23 protein-coding genes are annotated in these 21,531 nt (G+C 72.9%); 11 read left to right on the top strand and 12 right to left on the bottom strand.

Annotated features, from left to right (window positions below; genetic code table 11):
• Position 1 precedes the first annotated feature (1 nt).
• The 5 genes from AB0B86_RS29725 to AB0B86_RS29705 form a co-directional block, all read right to left on the bottom strand.
• A complete protein-coding gene (locus AB0B86_RS29725) occupies positions 2-664 on the bottom strand; it encodes a hypothetical protein (RefSeq protein ID WP_357406262.1) in 663 nt (220 codons plus the stop codon).
• Positions 661-3,336, bottom strand: a complete 2,676-nt coding sequence (locus AB0B86_RS29720; protein ID WP_357420234.1) for an FtsK/SpoIIIE domain-containing protein — start codon at positions 3,334-3,336, stop codon at positions 661-663. The genes AB0B86_RS29725 and AB0B86_RS29720 overlap by 4 nt, the downstream gene beginning before the upstream one ends.
• Positions 3,329-4,411: a hypothetical protein gene (locus tag AB0B86_RS29715; RefSeq protein WP_357406266.1), complete on the bottom strand. Its 1,083-nt coding sequence runs from the start codon at positions 4,409-4,411 to the stop codon at positions 3,329-3,331. The genes AB0B86_RS29720 and AB0B86_RS29715 overlap by 8 nt, the downstream gene beginning before the upstream one ends.
• Positions 4,412-4,416: 5 nt before the next feature.
• On the bottom strand, positions 4,417-4,677 hold the full coding sequence (locus AB0B86_RS29710; RefSeq protein WP_030504016.1) for a hypothetical protein: 261 nt from the start codon (positions 4,675-4,677) through the stop codon (positions 4,417-4,419).
• A gap of 152 nt (positions 4,678-4,829) precedes the next feature.
• Positions 4,830-5,210: a hypothetical protein gene (locus tag AB0B86_RS29705; RefSeq protein WP_357406268.1), complete on the bottom strand. Its 381-nt coding sequence runs from the start codon at positions 5,208-5,210 to the stop codon at positions 4,830-4,832.
• 140 nt (positions 5,211-5,350) lie between these two features.
• On the opposite strand from AB0B86_RS29705, the gene AB0B86_RS29700 reads away from it, so the two are divergent.
• Genes AB0B86_RS29700 through AB0B86_RS29690 form a run of 3 tightly spaced genes read left to right on the top strand, consistent with a single transcriptional unit; the run spans position 5,351 to position 8,459 of the window.
• A complete protein-coding gene (locus AB0B86_RS29700; RefSeq protein ID WP_357406270.1) occupies positions 5,351-7,909 on the top strand; it encodes an ATP-dependent Clp protease ATP-binding subunit in 2,559 nt (852 codons plus the stop codon).
• Complete coding sequence (locus AB0B86_RS29695; protein WP_357406272.1) at positions 7,906-8,109, top strand: hypothetical protein; 204 nt, start codon at positions 7,906-7,908, stop codon at positions 8,107-8,109. The genes AB0B86_RS29700 and AB0B86_RS29695 overlap by 4 nt, the downstream gene beginning before the upstream one ends.
• The gene (locus tag AB0B86_RS29690; RefSeq protein ID WP_357406274.1) at positions 8,109-8,459 is read left to right on the top strand and encodes a DUF3140 domain-containing protein; all 351 of its coding nucleotides are present in this window, start codon (positions 8,109-8,111) and stop codon (positions 8,457-8,459) included. Before AB0B86_RS29695 ends, AB0B86_RS29690 begins: the two co-directional genes overlap by 1 nt.
• A 54-nt stretch (positions 8,460-8,513) precedes the next feature.
• Here AB0B86_RS29690 and AB0B86_RS29685 read toward each other — a convergent pair whose 3' ends face one another.
• The 3 genes from AB0B86_RS29685 to AB0B86_RS29675 form a co-directional block, all read right to left on the bottom strand.
• The gene (locus AB0B86_RS29685; RefSeq protein WP_357406276.1) at positions 8,514-8,759 is read right to left on the bottom strand and encodes a hypothetical protein; all 246 of its coding nucleotides are present in this window, start codon (positions 8,757-8,759) and stop codon (positions 8,514-8,516) included.
• Between the two features lie 58 nt (positions 8,760-8,817).
• Positions 8,818-9,798, bottom strand: a complete 981-nt coding sequence (locus AB0B86_RS29680; protein WP_357406278.1) for a LysR family transcriptional regulator — start codon at positions 9,796-9,798, stop codon at positions 8,818-8,820.
• 86 nt (positions 9,799-9,884) lie between these two features.
• The gene (locus tag AB0B86_RS29675) at positions 9,885-10,493 is read right to left on the bottom strand and encodes a hemerythrin domain-containing protein (protein WP_357406280.1); all 609 of its coding nucleotides are present in this window, start codon (positions 10,491-10,493) and stop codon (positions 9,885-9,887) included.
• Between the two features lie 181 nt (positions 10,494-10,674).
• On the opposite strand from AB0B86_RS29675, the gene AB0B86_RS29670 reads away from it, so the two are divergent.
• Together AB0B86_RS29670 and AB0B86_RS29665 are read left to right on the top strand one after the other, a co-directional pair.
• Positions 10,675-12,003 carry a M20/M25/M40 family metallo-hydrolase gene (locus tag AB0B86_RS29670; RefSeq protein ID WP_357406282.1) on the top strand — a complete coding sequence of 443 codons (1,329 nt, stop codon included), beginning with the start codon at positions 10,675-10,677 and terminating at the stop codon, positions 12,001-12,003.
• Between the two features lie 57 nt (positions 12,004-12,060).
• Positions 12,061-12,723 (top strand): hypothetical protein, encoded by a 663-nt coding sequence (locus AB0B86_RS29665; protein WP_357374921.1) that lies wholly within the window; start codon positions 12,061-12,063, stop codon positions 12,721-12,723.
• A 46-nt stretch (positions 12,724-12,769) separates the two neighbouring features.
• Here the strand turns inward: AB0B86_RS29665 and AB0B86_RS29660 are convergent, their stop codons facing one another.
• The 3 genes from AB0B86_RS29660 to AB0B86_RS29650 form a co-directional block, all read right to left on the bottom strand.
• Positions 12,770-12,961 (bottom strand): DUF5703 family protein, encoded by a 192-nt coding sequence (locus tag AB0B86_RS29660; RefSeq protein WP_013734349.1) that lies wholly within the window; start codon positions 12,959-12,961, stop codon positions 12,770-12,772.
• A 115-nt stretch (positions 12,962-13,076) separates the two neighbouring features.
• Positions 13,077-13,862 carry an SseB family protein gene (locus tag AB0B86_RS29655; protein ID WP_357420233.1) on the bottom strand — a complete coding sequence of 262 codons (786 nt, stop codon included), beginning with the start codon at positions 13,860-13,862 and terminating at the stop codon, positions 13,077-13,079.
• Positions 13,859-14,278, bottom strand: coding sequence for a YbaB/EbfC family nucleoid-associated protein (locus AB0B86_RS29650; RefSeq protein WP_357406286.1), 420 nt, complete (start codon positions 14,276-14,278; stop codon positions 13,859-13,861). The genes AB0B86_RS29655 and AB0B86_RS29650 overlap by 4 nt, the downstream gene beginning before the upstream one ends.
• 93 nt (positions 14,279-14,371) lie before the next feature.
• On the opposite strand from AB0B86_RS29650, the gene AB0B86_RS29645 reads away from it, so the two are divergent.
• From AB0B86_RS29645 to AB0B86_RS29635, 3 genes are read left to right on the top strand one after another with little or no spacing between them, the layout of a single operon-like run.
• Positions 14,372-14,704 carry a hypothetical protein gene (locus tag AB0B86_RS29645; RefSeq protein WP_357406288.1) on the top strand — a complete coding sequence of 111 codons (333 nt, stop codon included), beginning with the start codon at positions 14,372-14,374 and terminating at the stop codon, positions 14,702-14,704.
• Entirely contained in the window at positions 14,701-15,762 is a 1,062-nt protein-coding gene (locus AB0B86_RS29640) for a WXG100 family type VII secretion target (RefSeq protein ID WP_357406290.1), read from the top strand. The genes AB0B86_RS29645 and AB0B86_RS29640 overlap by 4 nt, the downstream gene beginning before the upstream one ends.
• A gap of 9 nt (positions 15,763-15,771) precedes the next feature.
• Positions 15,772-16,680, top strand: a complete 909-nt coding sequence (locus AB0B86_RS29635) for a hypothetical protein (RefSeq protein WP_357420232.1) — start codon at positions 15,772-15,774, stop codon at positions 16,678-16,680.
• Positions 16,681-16,772: 92 nt separating this feature from the next.
• On the opposite strand, the gene AB0B86_RS29630 is transcribed toward AB0B86_RS29635, so the two are convergent.
• Positions 16,773-17,744 carry an aldo/keto reductase gene (locus AB0B86_RS29630; protein ID WP_357420231.1) on the bottom strand — a complete coding sequence of 324 codons (972 nt, stop codon included), beginning with the start codon at positions 17,742-17,744 and terminating at the stop codon, positions 16,773-16,775.
• A gap of 177 nt (positions 17,745-17,921) precedes the next feature.
• Between AB0B86_RS29630 and AB0B86_RS29625 the strand changes: the two genes are divergently transcribed.
• From AB0B86_RS29625 to AB0B86_RS29615, 3 genes are all read left to right on the top strand, one after another.
• On the top strand, positions 17,922-18,974 hold the full coding sequence (locus AB0B86_RS29625) for an LLM class F420-dependent oxidoreductase (RefSeq protein ID WP_357420230.1): 1,053 nt from the start codon (positions 17,922-17,924) through the stop codon (positions 18,972-18,974).
• Entirely contained in the window at positions 18,971-19,807 is an 837-nt protein-coding gene (locus tag AB0B86_RS29620) for an undecaprenyl-diphosphate phosphatase (RefSeq protein WP_357406298.1), read from the top strand. The genes AB0B86_RS29625 and AB0B86_RS29620 overlap by 4 nt, the downstream gene beginning before the upstream one ends.
• Positions 19,808-19,987: 180 nt before the next feature.
• Complete coding sequence (locus tag AB0B86_RS29615) at positions 19,988-21,430, top strand: sugar porter family MFS transporter (RefSeq protein ID WP_357406300.1); 1,443 nt, start codon at positions 19,988-19,990, stop codon at positions 21,428-21,430.
• The last annotated feature ends 101 nt before the right edge of the window (positions 21,431-21,531 follow it).

Raw genomic sequence — 21,531 nt, 5'->3', positions numbered from 1 at the left:
GTCAGCGGCCGAGGGTCAGCAGCAGCGCGGTGGTCAGCAGGCCCGCGCCGAGCACCACGGTGATCGGCCGGGGGCCGAGCACCGCGTGCCGACGGTCGGCCAGCACCCGCGCCGGCACCAGCCCGACGAACGGCCCGAACAGGGTCACCACCAGCGCCAGCACCGGCATGCCCACCGCCAGGTCGCCGCCGTACCCGACGCCCAACGCCCGCGCCCCGGCCCCCAGGGCGTACGCGAGCATCGCGCCGGCCACCCCGCAGAGCGCCAGCAGCGGGTTGACCGAACCCGGCAGCTCACCCGGCTGCCCGGCCCGGTCGAGCAGGTCCCGGGCCCGGGTGAGCAGCAGCACCGCGTCGGTGGCCCCGTCGCCGCTCGCCGGGGCGGGCGGGCCGCCGAGACGACGGGCGCCCAGGCGGGCGCGTACCTGCTGCCACAGGTGCGCCACCTCGGCGTCGACCCGTTCCTGCTGCTCGCGCGCCTCGACGAGGGCCACCTCGGCGTCCTGGACCTGCTCGGTGGCGTCGGCGACGGCCCGTTCGGCAGCGGCGCACTGCCGCTCGTACCAGCTGTGTGCCTCGGCGCGCTGCTCACCCACCCGCGCGGTCAGCTCGGCCAGCCGCCGCAACTGCGCCGCGTACGTCTCACTGGCCACTGGTTCGTTCATCGCGACGGTCCATAAGGGATGATCACCTGTCCGGTGCGGTGGACAGCCCGGTCGAAGAAGAGCCCTCGCCAGGGGCGGGGATACCAGTCCGGGCCGCCGGTGCCCGGGTAGAGCGAGGAACCCAGCTCCCCGCCGTGCGCGTCAAGCGCCACCCAGGCGCCGATCTGGTCGGTGCGGGCAGCGGGCCCGCCGAGGTCGGCGCGCATCCGGGCCACTCCCCGCCACCAGGCCAGCACGTGCGTCCGTCGTTCCGGCCCGTCGTGCAGGATCCGGCGCAGCTGCTCCAGGCCGGTGCTTCGACCCACCCGGGCGGCGAGCGCGCCGGCCGCCGCGTCGACAGCGAACAGCAGCAGGTAGTGCGGGGTACCCGGGCCGGTCAACCCGTCGGCTGTCTCGGCCATCAGCTCGCCCACCGTCTCCTCGTCGTACCAGGCGGCGTCGTCGGCCAGGTCGTCGTAGAGGGCCCGGGCCATCGGGTCGGCGTCCGCGTCGAGGCAGGCGATGGAGAACCGGGCGGTGCCGGGCGGGTGCTGGCGGGCCAGTGACCGGGCCGCCGCGTCCAGCACCGCGCACGCCTCGTCCACCCGGGTGCCCAGCACCGCGAGGTTGCGCCCCGGGGCGCGGGGCAGTCGCAGCGCCGCCGAGCGGGACTGCACGTCGATGATCTCGCCGAGCAGGGCCACCGGGCTGCGCGGCACGCTCCCGTCCGCGGGCGCGGTGAGCGCCCGGAAGTCCGGGGCGTCCGCCAGCCGGGGGATCGCGTCGCCGTCGAAGAGTCGGGCCGGTGCCGCGTCGGGCGGCCGCATCCGCCACAGCCGGTGCTGCAACCCGCTCCACGTCTCCCAGTCGCTTGCCGACGGGATGCGGGCGACCTCGTTGCCCTCCACCATGCCCGACTCGGCGTTGACCACCGCGTGCCAGCGAGGCAGCGACTGCGCCGCGTCGTTGCGTTCGGCGAGGATCCGCAGCGCCTTGGGTAGCGCGATACGCAGGGTGAACTGGGCGACGAGCGCCGGGCGACCCCACAGCGCCTCGATGCCGCGCACGTCCTGCGAGGCGAGCACCAGGTGGATGCCCTGCGACCGGCCGCGCCGGGCCAGGTCCTCCAGCAGGTCGGCGGCCTCCCGGGCGACCACGTCGCGACCGGCCAGCAGCATCTGGAACTCGTCGACCACGGCGACGATCCGGGGCCAGTGCCCGGTCGGGTCGACCGCCCGCAGCTCGGCCAGCTTGGTGGCCTCGTGCTTCTTGGCCGCGTCGGCCCGCCGGCGCAGCTCCTCGGCGAGGAACCGCAACAGCGCCAGGCCGAACTCCCGGTCGGTGTTCACGTTGATGCCGACCAGACGCATGTGCGGCAACCAACTCGGGTCACGCCGGCCCTGCGCGAACCGCGCGAACGACACCCCCTCCTTGAAGTCCAGCAGGTAGAACTCCAACTCGGCGGGGGAGTAGCGGGCGGCCAGCGCGCCGATCCACGCGAAGATCAGGTTGGTCTTGCCGGTGCCGGACGGCCCACCGATCAGCGCGTGCGGCGGGTAGTCGCCCAACGTCAGCCGAACCGGGCGGCCCTGCGGTCCCTCACCGATAGGTGCGGTCAACCCGTCGGCGGAGTCCTCCCGCCACATCAGCTCGGGCGGGGGCAGCAGGTCCGCGAACGGCGTCGGCGGCGGGCCCGCGTTCACCTGGGCGGCGATCTCCCGGCAGGTATCGGTGACAAGCGTCGGCGGCGGCGGCGGATCCAACCGCACCGGCAGCCCGGCCGACCCGCCGACCCGGGCACCCGAGGCCTCGGCCACCACCCGGGTCACCGTCGGGTCCTCCGGCACCGGCACACCGTGCACCACCAGGTGCACCCCGCAGGCCGCGCCGGCGCGTACCACCCGGTCCAGTTGGCCGCGCTCGTGCCGGTTCAGCTCGTCGCCGCCGAGCAGCACCGCCACCCGCCACGGTTCGGGTCGTCGGCCGGTCGCCGCGGCCAGCTCGCGCAGCGAGGCGTACTCGCCGGCGAGCACCGTCTCGTTGATCCGGCGGATCTGCTCCACCAGGTCGTCGAGCAGTGCGCCAAGCCCGCCGGGGCCGACGAAGGTGAGCAGCCCCGCCGTGCCCAGCGGCGCGAACCCGGCCAGGCCGCCACCAAGCTGTTCCGGGTCGTACCCGACAAGCCGTACCGCCCCCGGTTCGGCGCGGCCGGCGGCCCGCAGCAGCAACGCCGACACCACCGCGTCGCAGCCGGCCCGATCGTCTCCGGAGAGGTGGACGTGGCCGGCGTCCAGGAGCGGCACCAGCGCCGGCACCGGGTCGACGCCGTCGATCCGGACGGTGCCGACCCGCAGCGCGCCGGGCGGTTCCGCCCGCCGGGTCGGTGTCGGCGTCCACCGGGCCCAGTCGGCCCCCGCGCAGCCGGGCGCCTCCTGCCGGGCCGCCTCGGCAGCCCTGCGGGCCAGCTCGGCGATCCGGGTGGAGTAGCGGGCGTCGATCTCGGCGATGCGTCGGTCCCGCTGGGCGCCCACCCGCTCCGGTACGGCGGCCGCCGCCCGCTGGACCCGGGCCAGCCGTTCCCGCCCGGAGGTCAGCTCCGCCTGGGCGGCGGACAGCTGGGTACGGGTGGCGCCCAACGCCTCGGCCAGGGTGTCCCGGATCCGCCGGGCCAGTTGACCACGCCGGTCAGCCATCGGAGCCCCGGCGAGTCGGGGCGTCCCGCCACGGGCTGCCCGAGCGTGCCGGCAGCCCGCCGGAGCGCTGTCCACCCGTATCCGCCGGCCGTCGGACCGCACCAGCGGGGCGCACACCCAACTGGCCCGTGCCGCCCGACGGGCCCGTGCGGCCCGACTGGCCCGTGCCGCCCGACTGGCCCGTGCCGCCCGACTGGCTCGTGCCGCCCGACTGGCCCGTGCCGCCTGGTCGGGCCGTGCCGGCGGGCAGGTCCCGGCCGAGGCGGGCGAGCAGCAACCCGGTCGCCACACCGGCGGTCACCGCGGAGTCGGCGGCGTGCGGTGGCTCGCCGGTGGCGCGCGGCGGCGGCATCCGGCACACCCGGGTCAGCAGTGTCTCCAGCACCGGCGGCGGCAGCCCGGGCAGCAGGTCGCGGACCCGCCCGTCCAGCTCCCCGCGCAGTCGAGGGAGGTCGGCGGCGCGCGGCGGATGCCCGAGCAGCTCACCGGCAAGCTCGCGCAGCAGGGGCGGCGCCAGCGCCGCCATACCCAGCCCCACGTCGGCCGGGGCCCGGCGCAGATCCTTGCGGAGCCGGTCCCGGTCGCCGGAGCGGACACCACCCACCACCCGGCGCAGCAACTCCTGGGAGTCGTCCACCCGCTCGTCGGGTTCGTCGTCGGTGCTCTCGCGTCCGCCGGTCAGCTCGGCCACCCGCACCGACCACCAGCGGCTCATGCGGACCTGCTCGGCCGGCTCCGGCGCGACAGCGGTGGGCCCTGCGGACGGCGGCGTGTCGTGTCGGGGAGCGCGTTGCTCGGGGCGGGGCGCCGGGCCGCCGTCTGCGCCCAGCCCGATCGCCGCCAGGTACGCCGAGAGTTGCTCCTGTGCCACCCGCAACGCGTAGCCGGCGCTCTCGGCATGCTCGGTAGCGGCGGACAACTCCGGCACTCCCATCGGGTTCGCCGACTCCTGGCGGACCCAGCGCAGTCGCTCCGCGGCCAGGCCGAACTTGTCCAGGGCCTGCCCGAGCAGGGCCAGCGGGAACTCCTCGCTGGCGGCGCGGACCTGCCCACCGACGTCCTCGATGATGGACATGGCGGCTACAGGGTCGCGACGTAGAGCTGCGCCTGCTCGACCGCGACAAGTGTCGCGGCGAGACACTCCTCCAGCTCCTGGCTGGCCTGTGTCAGCGACGCCTGGGCCGCCTCCACCGTCTCGTGCCCGCTGCCCTCCAGCGCACCGGCCAGGGTCTGCTGGGCCTCGGCCAGTTTCTCGCCGGCCGCCTGCACGGCTGTCTGGCCGTCTCCGATCTGTTGGAGGGCGACATCGATGGCAGCCTTCAGCTCGGCGACGCTCGCCACGGCGGAACCTCCTGGGGGCGGGGAGATCTCCATTAGAGCCTATCGGCCACCGCGAAAGAACATCCGCCCTGTCGGTGTTCCTGCCCGCCTGTCCGGTAGGACCCCGGAAGTGCCGGGAGTCCGTTCTGTGGGACTCCCAGTGCGAGAACTTCTCAGCTATCCCGGAGCCAGCGGGGCCCGTACACCTCCGCGCCCAGGGCGGTGACCCGCTCGCGCAGCTCCCGGTCCGCGGTCACCACCAACCGACGCCGCAGCGGGGCACCCGCGACCAGGTCGACAACGCTGTCGTCACCGGAGCCGGGGGCCGCGACCACCCGCACACCGTCGGTCCCGGGTACGTCCCGCGCGGCCCCCTCGACCACCAGCACCACCTCCACCGGGGCGGGCAGCCGGGCCGGCAGCCCGCCGGTCGCCACCGGGGCGAGGGAGTCGCGCAGGCGGGCCGCCGCCCCGGCGCGGTCACGCCACCACCCGTTCGGGCGGGAGCCCACCACGTTGGCGCCGTCCACGATCAGCAGCGGTGTCTCATCCATCCGACCAGCCTGCCACCAACGGCCGGCCTCGACCCGACGCCACTGCCGGAACGCCGCTACGCCGCCGTCCACGGCGTTTGTCGGGGCGCGCGCCGGGTAGCCCCTGCCGACCGTGCCGCGCCCGACTGCGGAGGTAAGACATGATGGGACCCGGTGACACCGGCTCCGACCCGTGGGACGAATTCCTGGCCAGATACTTCGGTCGGGGCGAGGGAGGGCGCCGACCGCCGCACCGGGTCGACATCACCCGACTGATGACCGCGGACGCCCGGGAGATGCTTGCCGACGCGGCCCGGCGGGCCGCGCAACGCCACAGCAACGACCTGGACACCGACCACCTGCTCTGGGCGGCGCTGCAACGCGAACCGCTGCGTGACCTGGTACGCCGCGCCGGGGCCGACCCGGACACCCTGCTCAACGCCCTCGGCGGCAAGGGCGACGGCGCGCCGCGCGGCGAGGTGCCGCCCAACCTGTCGTTGACCCCGGCCGCCAAGCGGGCGCTGCTCGACGCCCACCAGCTGTCCCGGGCGATGGGTGCCAACTACATCGGCCCCGAGCACATCCTGATGGCGCTGCCGCTCAACCCGGAGTCGCCGGCCGGGCGGATGCTTGCCGCCGGCCGGATCCAACCCGAGTCGTTGCAGGCCGCCAACGCGGAGCGCGGGCCGATGAACGGCCCGAAGCCCGATCGCGGCACGCCGACCCTGGACCAGTACGGGCAGGACCTCACCGATCTGGCCCGCAACGACCAGATCGACCCGGTGATCGGACGGGCCGACGAGATCGAGCAGGCCGTGGAGATCCTGTCCCGGCGGACCAAGAACAACCCGGTGCTGATCGGCGAGGCCGGTGTCGGCAAGACCGCCATCGTCGAGGGCCTGGCCGAACGGATCTGCGACGGCGACGTCCCGCAGACCCTGCTCGGCAAGCGGGTCGTCCAACTCGACCTGGCCGGCCTGGTCGCCGGCACCCGGTACCGGGGCGACTTCGAGGAGCGGCTGAAGAAGGTGATCGACGAGATCCGGGCACACCGGGACGAGCTGATCATCTTCATGGACGAGATCCACACCCTGGTCGGGGCGGGCGGTGCCGGCAGCGAGGGCGGGATGGACGCGTCCAACATGCTCAAACCCGCCCTCGCCCGTGGCGAGTTGCGGGTGATCGGCGCGACCACGCTCGACGAGTACCGCAAGAGCATCGAGAAGGACGCCGCGCTGGCCCGGCGCTTCCAACCGGTGCTGGTGCCCGAACCCGGCGTCGACGACACCATCGCGATCCTGCGCGGGCTGCGCGACAGGTACGAGGCCCACCACCAGGTGCGGTTCACCGACGAGGCGCTCGTCGCCGCCGCCGAGCTGTCCGACAGGTACGTCACCGACCGGTTCCTGCCCGACAAGGCGATCGACCTGATCGACCAGGCCGGCGCCCGGGTGCGGTTGCGCACCCGTACCCCCGCGTCCGACGTGCGGGAGTTGGAGCAGGAACTCGACGAGGTACGCCGGGACAAGGAACAGGCAGTCACCGACGAGCAGTACGAGCGCGCCTCCGCCCTGCGCGACCGGATCGCCGAGCTGGAACAGCAGATCCGCCAGGCCAACGGCGAGGACGGAATGTCCTCTTCGCAGGTGCCGGAGGTGGGTCCGCAGGAGATCGCCGAGGTGGTCTCCCGGGCCACCGGCATCCCGGTCAGCCAGCTGACCGAGGAGGAGCGGGACCGGCTGTTGCGCCTGGAGGGGCACCTGCACCAGAAGGTGGTCGGCCAGGACGACGCGGTGACCGCTGTCGCCGAGGCCGTCCGTCGCTCCCGGGCCGGGTTGGCCGACCCGGAACGGCCGATGGGCAGCTTCCTGTTCCTCGGGCCGACCGGCGTCGGCAAGACCGAGCTGGCCCGTGCCCTGGCCGAGGCGCTGTTCGGTGAGGCGGACCGGATGGTCCGGGTGGACATGAGCGAGTTCCAGGAACGGCACACGGTCAGCCGGCTGGTCGGCGCCCCACCCGGATACGTCGGCTACGAGGAAGCCGGCCAGCTCACCGAGGCGGTGCGTCGCCGCCCGTACGCGGTGGTGCTGCTCGACGAGATCGAGAAGGCCCACCCCGACGTGTTCAACATCCTGCTCCAGGTGCTCGACGACGGTCGGCTGACCGACAGCCAGGGGCGCACCGTCAACTTCAAGAACACCGTCCTGATCATGACCAGCAACCTCGGCTCGGAGCTGATCACCGGCGCCCAGCGTTCGGTCGGCTTCGGCACCGGGGACGTCGGCAGCGAGCAGGAGAGCAACGAGTTGCGGGAGCGGCTGATGCGCCGCCTGCAGGAGAACTTCCGCCCCGAGTTCCTCAACCGCATCGACGAGGTCATCATCTTCCGCCGGCTGGAGGCCGAGCAGTTGCGCGACATCACCGCGCTGCTGCTGGAGGAGACCCGGCGTCGCATGCACGCCCAGGATCTCCAGGTGGAGTTCACCACCGCCGGCATCGACTGGCTCGCCGAGCACGGCTACCAGCCGGAGTTCGGTGCCCGCCCGCTGCGCCGGGTGATCCAGCGGGAGGTGGACAACCACCTGTCCCGGATGCTGCTGGAGTCGGCGATCTCACCAGGGCAGAAGGTCACCGTGGACGTCCGCGACGGCGCGCTCACCTTCGAGGTGAGCGCGGGGGAGCGCGGGTACACCGCCGCCACGACCACCCACCCACGATGAGCGGGCCGGCACGACGAGACGAACACGAGGACCCGCCCGAGCCCACGAAACCCCGGGACGAGGACGACCATCCCGACCCGATCCTGGCGTCGCCCACCGCGAACCCCCGCCGTACCCGGGTGCCCGCGGAGGGCCTGCATCCCAAGACCGACCAGGACGACCCGGAGACGTCCGGGAAACCGCCCGGAGAGGAGACCTGATGGTACGCGAAGCGCGGCTCGACCCCGAGGTGGAAGTGCTCTGGGAGGACTTCCACGCCGAGGTCAACGTTCCGTCGGAGCAGCTGCGGACGTGGTTGTTGACCCGGGGTTCCGGGGAGGACTCGTTCAGCCCGAACCCGAACCTCGACCTGCCCCAGCCGGGCCGGGAGATCCTCAAGGTGCTCAACAAGCGCAAGGTCGACCTCACCCCGGAGGACATCGAGGTGATGCGGGAGGCGGTCGAGCGGATCCGCGAGCTGATGGACGCCAAGCCGTCGCGCGGCAACGCCGACGACGACTGGCGGCACTCCCTGCTCGACCTGGGTCACGACCCGCTCGTCGAACGCTGACCGACGCCACGCGCGACGGTGCCGTCCCACCGGGAACGGCACCGTCGCGCTGGTCTACTGGCCCTGGTCCGGTTCCAGGCTGGCGATGGTCAGCCCCGCCGCGTCGGCGGCGGCGTCGCGGTCGGCGCGGGTCTGGTCCTCCCGGGTGAGCAGGTTGGCGTACTCGGTGACGGCGGCCGGGTCGGGCACCTGCGGCAGGCGGCGCAGGAACGCCTCCACCGCACGGGTGGCGGCGGTGTGCGCGGCGGCCGCCGCGCGGAGCAGTTCCCGGTCGTCGGCGGGCGGGTAGAGGTCGGTCATGTCCGCCAGATACCCGGCCAACGGCGGTTCGCACCGCCACGGGCCGGTTACCTCCCGCTCAGCCCGGCCGGACCCCGCTGGGTTGCCGGACGCCGAACGCCGGATGGCGCAGCAGCCAGTCCAGGTACTCGGGATGCGGGGCCAACGAGTCGACGTACGCCGCCTTCGCCGTCTCCAACATCCGGTCGGCCTCCCGGGCGGCGGGGGAGTCCGGGTGCCAGCCGAGCAGGAGCCGCCAGCGCAGCGGTATGCCGGCGAGGCGGCGGGTCACCAGCCCGGCCACCGGACGGAACGTGGCCTGGCACAGCGCCACCGCCACCCCGGCGTCGACCAGGTCGACGCAGCCGCGGATGTCGGTCTCGTACACCTTCCGGGGGGTGAAACCGGCGCGGGCGCAGGCGGTGGCGAAACAGTCGCTGAAGCAGCCGTCACCCGGGGCGGCCACCCACTGTTCGTGGCGCAGGTCGGCCAGGCGCACCTCGTCGTGCGCCGCGAGCGGGTGCGTCTCCGGCAGCAGCACCAGCACCGGGTCTATGGCCACCTCCTGCCAGCTCAAGCCGAACCCCGCCGACGGGCTGGCGTCGCCGCACACCCCGGTGAGGGCGAAGTCCAGTCGGCCGCCCGCCACCAACTGCGCCAACTCGTCCACCGACCAGGAGGCCAACGTGGTGATCTGGGCGGGCGGCTGCTCGGCCGCCAGGCGGTGCACCATCCGGCCCAGGATGGGGCTGTTCACGCCCCCGAACCGGTAGCACGGCGGCGCGTCGCCGGCCCCGGCCAGCCGGGCCGCCTCGTCCTGCAACCCCTTCATCGCCGGCAGCAGCACCCGGGCCCGCGCCAGCACCAGCTCACCGAGCGCGGTGGGCCGGGCGCCGCGCCGGTCCCTGTCGAACAGCGGGCCGCCCAGGGTCCGTTCGATGCGCTGGAGTTGGGCGGTGAGCGCCGGCTGGGCCAGGCCGAGCGCCGACGCCGCCTTCGTCACACTCCCCGTCTCCGCGATCGCGCAGACCACCCGCAGGTGACGCAGCTCCAGGTTCATACCGTGACGGTAGGACTACCGGTCAGTCGGCGGAATAGCCTGAGCGGATCGGTGATAATGAATGCATCTCGGAATCGCCGCCGCGCTCAGTCCCGCGGTGACTCCGGCAGGTCCGCCAGGTACGTGGGCCGGCGGGTCACCGCGTCGAGCATCTTGTCCACCACCCCGACCGCCGGCTCGACGATCCGGTTCCACGGCGGCGTGGCCGGAGTGCCCGGGTGCGGTCGGGTCGGTGCCGCCTCCTCGGCGATCTCCAACCGGTTGCCCAGTCGGATCAGCTCCTCCTCGGTCGCGACCGCCCGCAGCTCGGTGACGAGCGCGCCCACCCCGTCGACGTGCTGACGAACCCGCTCGGCGACGTCGGTGAGCGCCTCGTCGGTCAGACCCTTCAGGGCGTTCAACAGGCCGCCGTCGGCGGCGATCTCGGCGTCCACCCGCTCGGTCGCGTCGGGCAACGCGGCGCGGACCGCCGGCAGCAGGTACTGCTCCTCGGCGGACAGGTGCCGCGACAGCGCGGCGGTGAGCACCGGCAGCCCCTCCTGCGGCGTGGTGTCCGGGCCGGTCAGCTGGTCCAGCAGCGCCAACAGTTGACGGTGCTCCCGGTCGACGACGTCGGCGATGTTGCGGCCACCGGGCCGGTAGCCCTCCTCGGGTGCGGGCGCGGGCGGCAGCGGCGGCAGGGGAACGGCGGACATGGTGCCCTCCTCGACTGGCGGGCGAAAGCTCCGGCAGGGATGCGGTCGTGGGCGGCGGTACCCGAACCCGGCCGCGGCGAAACCGGTCCCGTCGATGCATCGGCCCGGGGACACCGGTACGGCGGCCCGTCCGCACCGGTGCGCCGGCCGGTCGGCCAGCGTCGACTGGTATGAAGAGGCGATGACGAGCGATGCGGCCTCCGCCCGACCCGACCCCAACGCAGAGGTCGTGGACCTCTGCCGCGACCTGCTGCGCATCGACACCACGAACACCGGGGACAACGACACGAGCGTCGGCGAGCGCCTCGCCGCCGAGTACGTGGCGGAGAAGCTCGCCGAGGTGGGCGTCGAGTCCGTCCTGCACGAGTCCGCGCCGGGCCGGGCGAATGTGGTGGCCCGCATCCCCGGCACCGACCCGAGTCGGGGCGCGCTCCTTGTGCACGGCCACCTGGACGTGGTGCCCGCCGACGCCGACGAGTGGTCGGTGCACCCGTTCTCCGGCGAGCTGCGCGACGGCTACCTCTGGGGCCGCGGCGCCATCGACATGAAGGACTTCGACGCGATGGTGCTCGCCGTGGTGCGGCACTGGCAGCGCACCGGCGTACGGCCGCCGCGGGACATCGTGCTCGCGTACACCGCCGACGAGGAGGCGGGCAGCGACTACGGGGCGCGGTTCCTGGTGGACGACCACCGGGACCTCTTCGACGGCTGCACCGAGGCGATCGGTGAGGTGGGTGGTTTCTCCTACTCGGTGAACGACAGCCAGCGGCTCTACCTGATCGAGACCGCCGAGAAGGGCATCGACTGGCTGCGGCTGCACGCCAAGGGGCGCCCCGGGCACGGTTCGATGGTGCACGACGACAACGCCGTCACCGCCCTGGCCGAGGCGGTCGCCCGGATCGGCCGGCACCGCTTCCCGGTGGTGGTCACCGACACCGTGCGGGCCTTCCTGGAGGAGGTCTCCGACCTGCTCGGCGTCGAACTGGACCCGGAGGACCCGGAGACGGCCATCGCCAAGCTCGGCCCGATCGCCAACATCATCGGCGCGACCATCCGCAACACCGCGAACCCGACCCGGCTCGGCGCCGGCTACAAGGACAACGTCATCCCCGGCCGGGCCACCGCCACCATCGACTGCCGCAGCCTGCCCGGCCAGTCCGAGCTGCTGGAGCGGCAGCTGCGTGAGCTGATCGGCCCGGACATCGCCATCGAGTACATCCAGCGGCAGCCGGCCCTGGAGACCACCTTCGACGGCGACCTGGTCGAGGCCATGTCGGCGGCGTTGCGCGCCGAGGACCCGGGCGCGCGACCGGTCCCGTACATGCTCTCCGGCGGCACCGACGCCAAGGCGTTCTCCCAGCTCGGCATCCGCTGCTTCGGGTTCGCCCCGCTGCGGCTGCCCGCCGACCTCAACTTCTCCGCCCTGTTCCACGGCATCGACGAGCGCGTTCCGGTCGACGGACTACAGTTCGGCGTGCGGGTTCTCGACCGGTTCCTCCGCACCTGCTAGCCGCGCCCGACGCTGCATTCGGCGCGCGACCTCCCCAACGTGAAGGGACTGCCCCACATGACCGACCAGCACGGTGAGCTGGACGCCGCTCTCGAGCGGGTGATCGAAGCGGCCCGCCACCACCTGGCCGCCGTACGCGCCGCGCAGGGCCGCGTCGACGACGACGACGTCTGGCAGGCGTACGTGGCGTTGAACAACGCCTCCTTCGCCTACGACGAGCGGTTGCTCGACGCCTTCGGTGAGGTGACGCCGTGGGATGTCGACTCGATCGACCCGGACGAGGCCGACGAGCGCTTCGGCGGCCCGGAGGGCTCCGAGGCCAGCGACCCGCACCCGCGGGTGATCTCGGTGCGGCAGCGTCGCGACTACCGGGTGCCGAGCGTCGCCGCGCTGCTGCGGGTGGCCGAGGCGGCCCGCCGCGAGGGCACCCCGGAGGACGACGAGCCGGCGCCGGTGGAGGGTGTCGGCGAGGCGGTGCTCGAGTTGCTGCAGAGCGGCGACGGCTCGCTCGGCGCGCTCGACGTCCCCGAGTTGGAGCCCCTCGACGGGGTGGTGATGGTCAGCGAGGTGGGCACCCCTGTCGACCTGGAGTCGTTCGACGACGACGACGCGGTCGGCCCGTTCCAGCCGGCGGTCGACGACCGGCTGGTCGGCCGGCTCGACGAGCATCCCTTCCTGGAGCTCGACGACGACCACGACCACGCCGGGCACCAGCACTAGGTGAGACGGCCCGGGGCCCGCACGGGCCCCGGGCGTCACGGCCCGTTCAGTACGACAGGCCCGGCTGCGGCTGGTTGACCCGCCGGCGACGCAGCACCACCTGCCGGGTCCCGTCGCGGTACAGCCGCACCCGGGCCAACTCCCATCCGGAGAACTCCGCCTGGATCGCCAACTGCGCCGCGGCGGTCAGCCGGTCGACGTTCGGCGGCAACCGCAGCGGCGCGTATTCGTAGTCCATGCCATCCATGCTGCCCAGCCCAGCGGCCATTCGCCACCCCCTTCGGAGTGACCAACGACGCTGACCTGGGCGGTTCGTGCCACCCTGCGACGCATCGTCTGGGCTGGGCAGCGGGTCAGCTGGCGGGGACGTTCGCCGTCAACAGAGCGGCGAGCCCCGACGCGGGCAGCGTGACCGCCCGGGCGCTGCCCGGGTCGACCGCCAGCCCCCACGACCGGTCCGGCCAGTCCTCGAACAGTTCGGCGCAGGGCAGCGCGAGAAACGGCACGCCGTCCCCGGCGAACGCGCTGAGCGTCCGGGGTGAGGTGAAGACCGGCAGCAGTGGCTCGCCTGTCGCGTCGCCAACCACCGTCCACGGGAAGTCGGCGTCCGCCGCCGGTTGCGCAGCCAGCGGTACGCACACCGTGGCGCCGGCCAGCACTCCGAGGTAGCCGGGCAGGTCACGCCGTTCGGCCGCCGCGGCGAGCACCGCCACCACCGCCGGCTCGGCGGGCATCTGCTCGGCCGGTACCTGCTCGGCGGGCGTCGACCGGGCGGCAGCCGGCCGGCTCGCCGACCCCGGCCGGGCTGCGGGGGGCAACACGCGGCAGGAGAGCGCCCCGGGCTCGTCGGTCAACACCTCGGCGGCGGTACGGGTCACGAACGCACTGAGCCGCTCCACCTGGTCGGGGGTGCGGGGTGCCTCGTGCCACCAGCCCTCGTCGCCGCTCGGGCGGTGCCAGCCGAGCGCGGCCAGGCGTGCCTCGTCGTGGCCGGGGCAGATCACCCGCACCACCTCGCGGCGCACCAGCAGCCGGATCCCGCGCGGACCGGCGGACAGCTCCAGGTCGGTGTCCCGGTCGCAGCGGGCCACCGTGTCCCGTAGCCGGCTGACGATCTCCGGCCAGGTCGGCGACGTCACGCCGGTGGGCCGGGCAGGCGGTCGTCCATCCGCCCGAGCCGGGCGACTGTCTCCTCCAGCCGGCCGAACGCCGAGAAATCGCCAGGTGTGCCGAACAGGTCGCCGAGCCCCGCGCCGAGCGTGACGTCCAACCCCTCGGTGTGCTCCTCGACGTGCGCGGAGGCGACCTCACGAGCCCGCCGGTACGCGTCGAGCACCAGCTCGGCCACCCCCTCCGTGCCCGCGCGCAGGGCTGCGGGCGCGAGGGTGAGGCCGGTCAGCGCCCCGGTGGCGTCGACTGTCGCCGAGACCAGCCCGCTCTCGTCAGCAGCGGTGCCGGAGAGCTCGGCCAGGTCGTCGCGGAGGCCCGCGAACCGGCGCTCGATGTCGGCGATCCGCCCGGCGAGCGCGTCGAACGCGGACGACGGGTCCGTCATGAGGTTCCTCCCCAGTGGAACGTGCGACCGGGTGGTGCCGGCGGCCCGGAGATCGTATCGTCGGTGCGCTCGACACCTGGGGGGAGGAACGGCATGCCGCCGGACATTGAGGTCGACGTGCAGGCGGTCCGTCGACTGGAGACAGTCGCCAAGCGGGTCGCCGGCTCGCTCGCCGCGCTGGAGGCGCAGATCACCTCGGCCGGCGACGTGCCGTCGGACGCCTTCGGGCACCTGCCGTTCGCCAGCGACATGTTGCGCGACAAGTACGCCGAGCAGGTCACCGGCGGTAAGGAGCTGTTCGCCGCCGCGAACGCCGCGTTCGAGCGGGTCGCCACGGCGCTGGGCGACACGGGCGAGGCGTACGAGGTCAACGAGCGGGATCTCGACGCCGGGTTCAAGGCCATCCAGTCGGGGCTGCCCGGGTGAGCGGCCCGGCAGGCAGCGCAGTCCAACTGTGGAACGGCCTCGACAACGCGCTCTCCGGTGTGCAGGACGCTGTGGACAGCGTCTGTCGGACCCTGGCCTGGCCGCTGATCCAACTCGTCGACCTGGTCGACGGCGAGCCCGCCGTGCTGCGCGCCAAGGCCGCCGAGTGGGACGCGCTGGCCGGGCATGTGCGTGAGCTGGCGCAAACACACCGCGGGACGCGGGAGTCCGCGCAGACCGGGTGGCGCTCACCGTCCGGCGTGGCGTACGGCCAGCGGTTGGCCGACGTGGAGCAGCAACTGCTCGACGTCGCCGAACAGTTCGCCGCGACGGCGGAGTACCTGCGCAGTGTCGCCGACGGCCTGCAGACCGTGCACGACGTGCTCGTCGACATCTGCGTGGAGTTCGTCAACTTTCTCCTGGTGACGTTGGTGACGGCGTTGCTGATGGCGCCGGTCACGATGGGCGCGTCCTGGGCCGCCGGGGTGGGCGTGGCCGTCACCAGGGGCCTGATCGTGGTCACCCGGATGTTGAAGGTCATCCGGCCGCTCGCTGTGCACCTGCAGAAGGTCATCCGCCTGCTCCAGCGGGTCCTGCTGTACCTGCGCAAGCTGCGGGCGCACCTGGACAAGCTGGTCGACATGCAGAAGGCGCTGCGCACCGGCAAGAAGTACGCCGACAAGCGCCGCGCCGCCGGCAAGCTCGACAAGTGGCACCACAAGTTCCTCGACCCCACCAAGGGCACCTACAAGCTGGGCAAGTCCGGTTCCCCGTTCGACATGGGTGCCCTCGACCGGGCCGCCGCGCTGCGGGCGCACGGTGTCGCCGACGGCGCCCGGGTGATCGCCCGGGACTGGGCGACCAACCTGCCGTGGAACGTGCCGAACTCGGTGCTGCACGGCGTCACCTGGGGGACTGTCGCACTGACCAGTGGCCTCTCCGTGCCGGGCAGCGAGCAGATCGGCGACCGGGTCGACCAGGCGGTGCAGGGCGGCGCCGACTGGATCGACCAGAATGTCTTCGGGCAGCCGCCGGCGGGTCAGCCGGCGGGCCGGTAGGAGGAACACGTGACGGCAGGGGAGCGGGGCCGGCTGGGTCGGTTCACCGACGCGGTGCTCGGCGGCGCGCGGGTCGCCCGGGACAAGGCCCGGGAGTTGCGTGACGAGTTCCGCACCAGCGACGAACCCGAACGTGCCCTGGTGGCGCCGCTGCTGCCCGGCCAGCAACTGCGCTACGTGGGCCTCGCGCCGGTCCGCGCTCCGGACACGCACAAGGCGGGCCGGCAGCTCGCCGAGGTGATGGCCGACCAATTCGTCGACCAGCTCGACCCGAAGCTGCTGTTCGGGCTGCTCAACATCGTCAACCCGGTGGTCTGGGTGGACGCGGTGCTGACGCCGGTGCGGCTGGCCGCAGGCGTGCTGCTGCTGCCGGGCCGGGCGGCTGCCGTCGCGGCCGGGCTGCCGGAGACTGCCGAGCCGCAGCCGGATCCGCCGCACCAACCCGCCGAGCGGGTGCCGATCCCGCTCACCGAGGAGCAGGAGGCGTTCCGGGCGCTGTTCCGGCTCAGCCTGTACCGCCCGTTGGCCGACCAGTTGGCCGAGATCGCCTACCGCCGTCGGTACGTCTTCAGCGGTGACCTCGCCACCCTCGCCGGCAGCCTCCTGCTCTTCCTGGAGCGCTACACGGGTACGCCGCTGGCGGTGACCGACACCCACCTGCACCTGCTGCGGATGGGGGTGCGGCCCGACCCCGACCGGCCGGACCGGCGGCAACCGCGGGTGCTCTGGAGTGTGCCGCGCAGCCGGGTGGCCCGGGTCGACTCGGAGCGCGGCGCGAGCGGGCTCGTGCAGCTCGCCTCCACCGTCTTCTTCGACGACGGTTCCTGGATCCGGCTCACCCAGCCCGCGCTCCGCGACGACCAGTCACGTTTCCTGACCGCGATCCAGGACCTGCCCGGCAACCGCCCGACGCCGTGACGCGGCTGCCCGACGCCGTGACGCCGCACCCTGGGAGCCGCCGCCCGACGTCCTGACCCGGGCGGCGGGTCGGCCCCGACCGGGCGGGCTGGTCACCCGTCGCGCTCGGGGTAGCCCACCGGCACCGCCGAGACGTCGTCGAGCGCCGTGGTGATTTCCTCGGGCAGTGTGATCCGTTCCACGGAGAGCGCGCCGAGCAGCTGCCCGACGGTCCGCGCGCCGAGGATCGGGGCGGTCACCCCCGGTCGGTCCCGGACCCAGGCCAACGCCACCTCCAGCGGCGAGACCCCCAGCCCGCCGGCCGCGGTGGCCACCGCCTCCACGATGCTCGAGCAGCGCGGCTCCAGGTACGTCGAGACGAACCGCTCGAAGTGCGGCGACGCGGCTCGGGAGTCTGCCGGGCGGCCGTGCCGGTACTTGCCGGTGAGCACCCCCCGACCCAGCGGTGACCACGGCAGCAGGCCGAGGCCGAGCGCGTCGCACGCGGGCAGCACCTCCCGCTCCACGCCCCGCTCCAGCAGGGAGTACTCCACCTGGCTGGCGACCACCGGTGCCCGCCCCGGCCAGGCGGTCTGCCAGGCGGCGGCCCGTGCGGTCTGCCAGCCGGAGAAGTTCGACACCCCGACGTAGCGGACCTTGCCGCTGGCCACCGCCTGGTCGAGTGCGGCAAGCGTCTCCTCCAGCGGGGTGTCCGGGTCGTACCCGTGCACCTGGAACAGGTCGACGTGGTCGGTGCCGAGCCGGCGCAGCGAGGCGTCCAGCGTGCGCAGCAGGTGCCCCCGGGAGCCGTCGCGCCGTCGGCCACTGCCCGGACGCAACCCCGCCTTCGTGGCGATCAGCAGGTCGTCGCGGGGCACCAGGGTGCCCAGCAGGGAGCCGATCACCGACTCGGCGTCGCCGTCGCCGTACACGTCGGCGGTGTCGATCAGGTTGCCGCCCGCGTCCAGATAACTCTTCAGCTGGGCGGCCGCGTCGTCGGCGTCGGTGTCCCGGCCCCAGGTCATGGTGCCGAGCGCGAGCCGGGAAACCGCCAGCCCGCTTCGGCCGAGCGGTCGCTGTTGCATGGGTGAACCTTATTTCGAACCTGCCGCCACGGATATCCTCGCTCCCGTATCTCTGCCGGTTCCGTCGGCCTGGGCTGCCCCGACGGAGGGGGGAGCGAAGGTGTCGAGCCGGTGATCGAGTCCGTTTTCGGCATTGCGTAACCTGGTGCGACCTGTGCCACGGATGGGGGAGGACCAGTGCGACTCGGGCTCAGTCTTGGATACCAGACCGCATGGAGCACACCGGCCGACCACCTGGCGCTGGCCCAGGAGGCGGACCGGCTGGGCTATTCGGTGGTGTGGGCGGCGGAGGCCTACGGCTCCGACTCGCCAAGCATGCTCGCCTGGATGGCCGGCCAGACCGAACGGATCGACGTGGGCGCGGCGGTGATGCAGATCCCGGCCCGAACGCCGGCCGCCACCGCCATGACCGCCGCCACCATCGACGCGCTCTCCGGCGGCCGGTTCCGGCTCGGCCTGGGCGTCTCCGGCCCGCAGGTCTCCGAGGGCTGGCACGGTGTGCGGTTCGCCAAGCCACTCTCCCGGACCCGGGAGTTCGTCGACATCGTGAAGTTGGCGATCGCCCGCAAGGAGGTGGCGTACGACGGGCAGCACTACACGCTGCCGCTGCCGGACGGCCCCGGCAAGGCCCTTCGCCTGGGCTTCCACCCGCCACGCGAGCGGATACCGATCTATCTGGCCGCGGTGGGTCCGAAGAACCTGGAGCTGGCCGGTGAGATCGCCGACGGCTGGTTGGCGGTGTTCTACGCCCCGGAGTTCGCCGAGGAGCAGCTCGCCTCGGTCCGGGCCGGACGGGCCAAGATCGGCAAGGAACTGGCCGGGTTCGACGTGGTGCCCTCGGTGCCCGTCGTGATCGGCGACGACGTCGCCTCCTGCGCCGAACTGGTCCGCTGGTACGCCGCGCTGTACGTGGGCGGCATGGGCAGCCGTGAGCAGAACTTCTACAACCAGCTCGCCACCCGGATGGGTTACGGCGACGCCGCCCGCGAGGTGCAGGAGCTGTACCTGGCCAAGCGGCAGCGCGACGCCGCCGCCGCCGTACCCATGGAGTTCATCGACCGCACCTCGCTGCTCGGCCCGAAGGAGCGGGTCGCTGAGCGGATGCGGGAGTACGCCGCCGCCGGCGTCACCACGCTGTCGGTGAGTTTGTTCGTGGCCGACCGGGACAGTGGTGTGCAGACCCTGCGTACCGTCGCCGAGGCACTTGATCTGTCGGGAGTCGGCGAGTGACCTGGGTTGAAGCCATTGTCCTGGGCATCGTCCAGGGTCTTACCGAGTTCCTGCCGGTCAGCTCGTCGGGGCACCTGCGGATCACCTCGGCGATCTTCTTCGACCGGGACGCCGGCGCGTCGTTCACCGCGGTCACCCAGCTCGGCACCGAAGCGGCAGTGCTGATCTACTTCGCCAAGGACATCTGGCGGATCACCCGCACCTGGCTGGTCGGCCTGCGGGACACGTCGGTGCGTTCCAGCCTGGACTACCGGATGGGCTGGTACGTGATCGTCGGCTCGATCCCGATCGGGCTGTTCGGTTTCCTGTTCAAGGACCAGATCAAGACCGCCGGGCGCAACCTCTGGGTGGTGGCGACCACGCTGATCGTGTTCGCCTTCGTGCTGGCGTTCGCGGAGTACTGGGGGCGGCAGACCCGCACCCTGGAGAACTTCCGGATGAAGGACGGCATCGTCATGGGTTTCGCCCAGGCGATGGCGCTGGTCCCCGGGGTGTCCCGCTCCGGGGGCACGCTCACCGCCGGTCTGCTGCTCAACCTCACCCGGGAGGCGGCGGCACGGTACTCCTTCCTGCTGGCCATCCCGGCGGTGGTGATGTCCGGGGTGTTCAGCCTCGGGGACGTCTTCGAGCCGTCCGCCCCGGGCACCTCGGTGCCCACAGTGGCGCAGACGATCGTGGCCACCGTGATCGCCTTCGGCATCGGGTACGCGGCCATCGCCTGGTTGCTGCGCTACGTCGCCCACCACACCCTGTACGTCTTCGTGCTGTACCGGGTCGCGCTGGGCACCCTGGTCCTCGCTCTGCTGATGACCGGCACGATCAGCGCCACCTGATCCGCCCGCAGCCGGCCCCCGTCCGCGACAGCGGCGACGGGGGCCGCTCTGTGTGCGCGGCCGGGCGGGCTCGGCGTTTCGGTTGTGCTCTACGAGACCGACTTAACGGACTTATCCTGCTGATATCGGGCTGTCTCCCCGGGTGGGATCTGTCGGTGGCTCGCGGCGGAGGGGGCGACCGTGACTGCGAGTGCTGGCCCGATGCGTGGTCGGGGGCGGCCACCGAGACGCAACCTCGTCGCGGTCCTGGCGATCGTCGTGCTCTCCGGTGCGTTCTTCGGCTACGACCAGGGCGTCATCAGCGGTGCGCTGCGCGACATTCGGCAGACCTTCCACGCGGACACCTTCGCCGTCGAGGTGGCGGCGAGCTGGGTGACGCCCGGGGCGCTCGTGGGTGCCCTGCTCGGCGGTCACCTCGCGGACCGGATCGGTCGGCGGGGGGCGCTGTGGGTCGCCGCCGCCACGTTCGCGGTGGGCACCATAGTGCAGGCGGTGGCGCCGGTCATCGGGGTCATGTTCGGTGCGCGGTTGATCCTGGGGTTGGGCATCGGGGTGGCCTCGGTCGCCGGGCCGATGTACGCGGCGGAGGCCGCGCCGGAACGGATCCGCGGCAGCCTCCTGGCGGTCTACCAGTTCTCCACCACCTTCGCCATCTTCGTCGGCTACCTGGCCGACGAGCTGTTCGAGGCCGGCAGCTCCTGGCGTTACCTGCTGGCGGCGGCGTCGCTGCTGGGCGTGGCCCTCGCCCTGGTCACCACGGTGATCCCCGACTCGGCCGTCTGGTACTTCGGGCGGGGGGACAGGCGTCGGGCGGAGGCATCCCTACGGGCGACAGTGCCGGCACGAAAGGTGCCCGAGCGGCTGCACGCCGTCGAGGAGAGCCTCTCGGCCGGCAGGGCGGGGTGGCGGGAGGTGGTGTCGCCGCAGTGGCGGCGTCCGTTGGTGCTGGGTGTCGGCCTGGCGCTGTTCCAGCAACTGACCGGGATCAACGGGATCATCTACTACGCCGACGAGATCTTCTCGGCCGCCGGGTTCCACACCCCGCAGGCGCAACTGGCAGCGACCACCTGGGCGATCGGTGCTGTCGACTCACTCTTCACGTTGGTCGCGGTCGCCTTCCTGGATCGGCTCGGTCGCCGGCCGCTGCTGCTGGTGGGGCTGCTGGGCATGGCGGTCTCGCTCGTGGTGGTCAGCGTCAGCTTCGCGAAGATGCCCCCGTCGACGCGGACCGCAGGAGCGACCGGGCACCGTCCCACCGACGCGGGCATCTTCCTGTTGATTGGCGTGGTCATGTTCGTGGCGTTCTACGCGATGTCGATCGGACCGACCGCCTGGACCGTTATCAACGAGATCTTCCCCGGCCGCATCCGGGGCCGGTGCGTCGCGATCGCCTCCGCCACCCACTGGGGCACCGAGTACCTGGTCACGCAGTTCTTCCTGAGCATGCTCGACGCCCTGGGGCGATCGGGGGTGTTCGCCCTCTTCGCCGGCACCTGCGTGGTCGGCTTCCTGTTCATCTGGCGGTACCTGCCGGAGACCAGGGGCAGGACCCTCGAACAGATTCAGCAGATGTGGCAGACCGACGCTCGGCGGCACGGCTCCGGCGCGAAGTCGCGGGCGTGATTCTCGACTTCTGACCCACCACGCAGGGACGGGGCGTACGTTCGACTCGAAGTCGCCCAAAACGGATCTGACGGACAAATAGCTATTCGGGTCGAGCGTCG

It is taken from the genome of Micromonospora sp. NPDC049047 (genome assembly GCF_040649135.1).
In the GTDB taxonomy this organism is placed as follows: Bacteria; Actinomycetota; Actinomycetes; order Mycobacteriales; family Micromonosporaceae; genus Micromonospora.
This window is presented reverse-complemented; position numbering and strand designations above follow the sequence as displayed.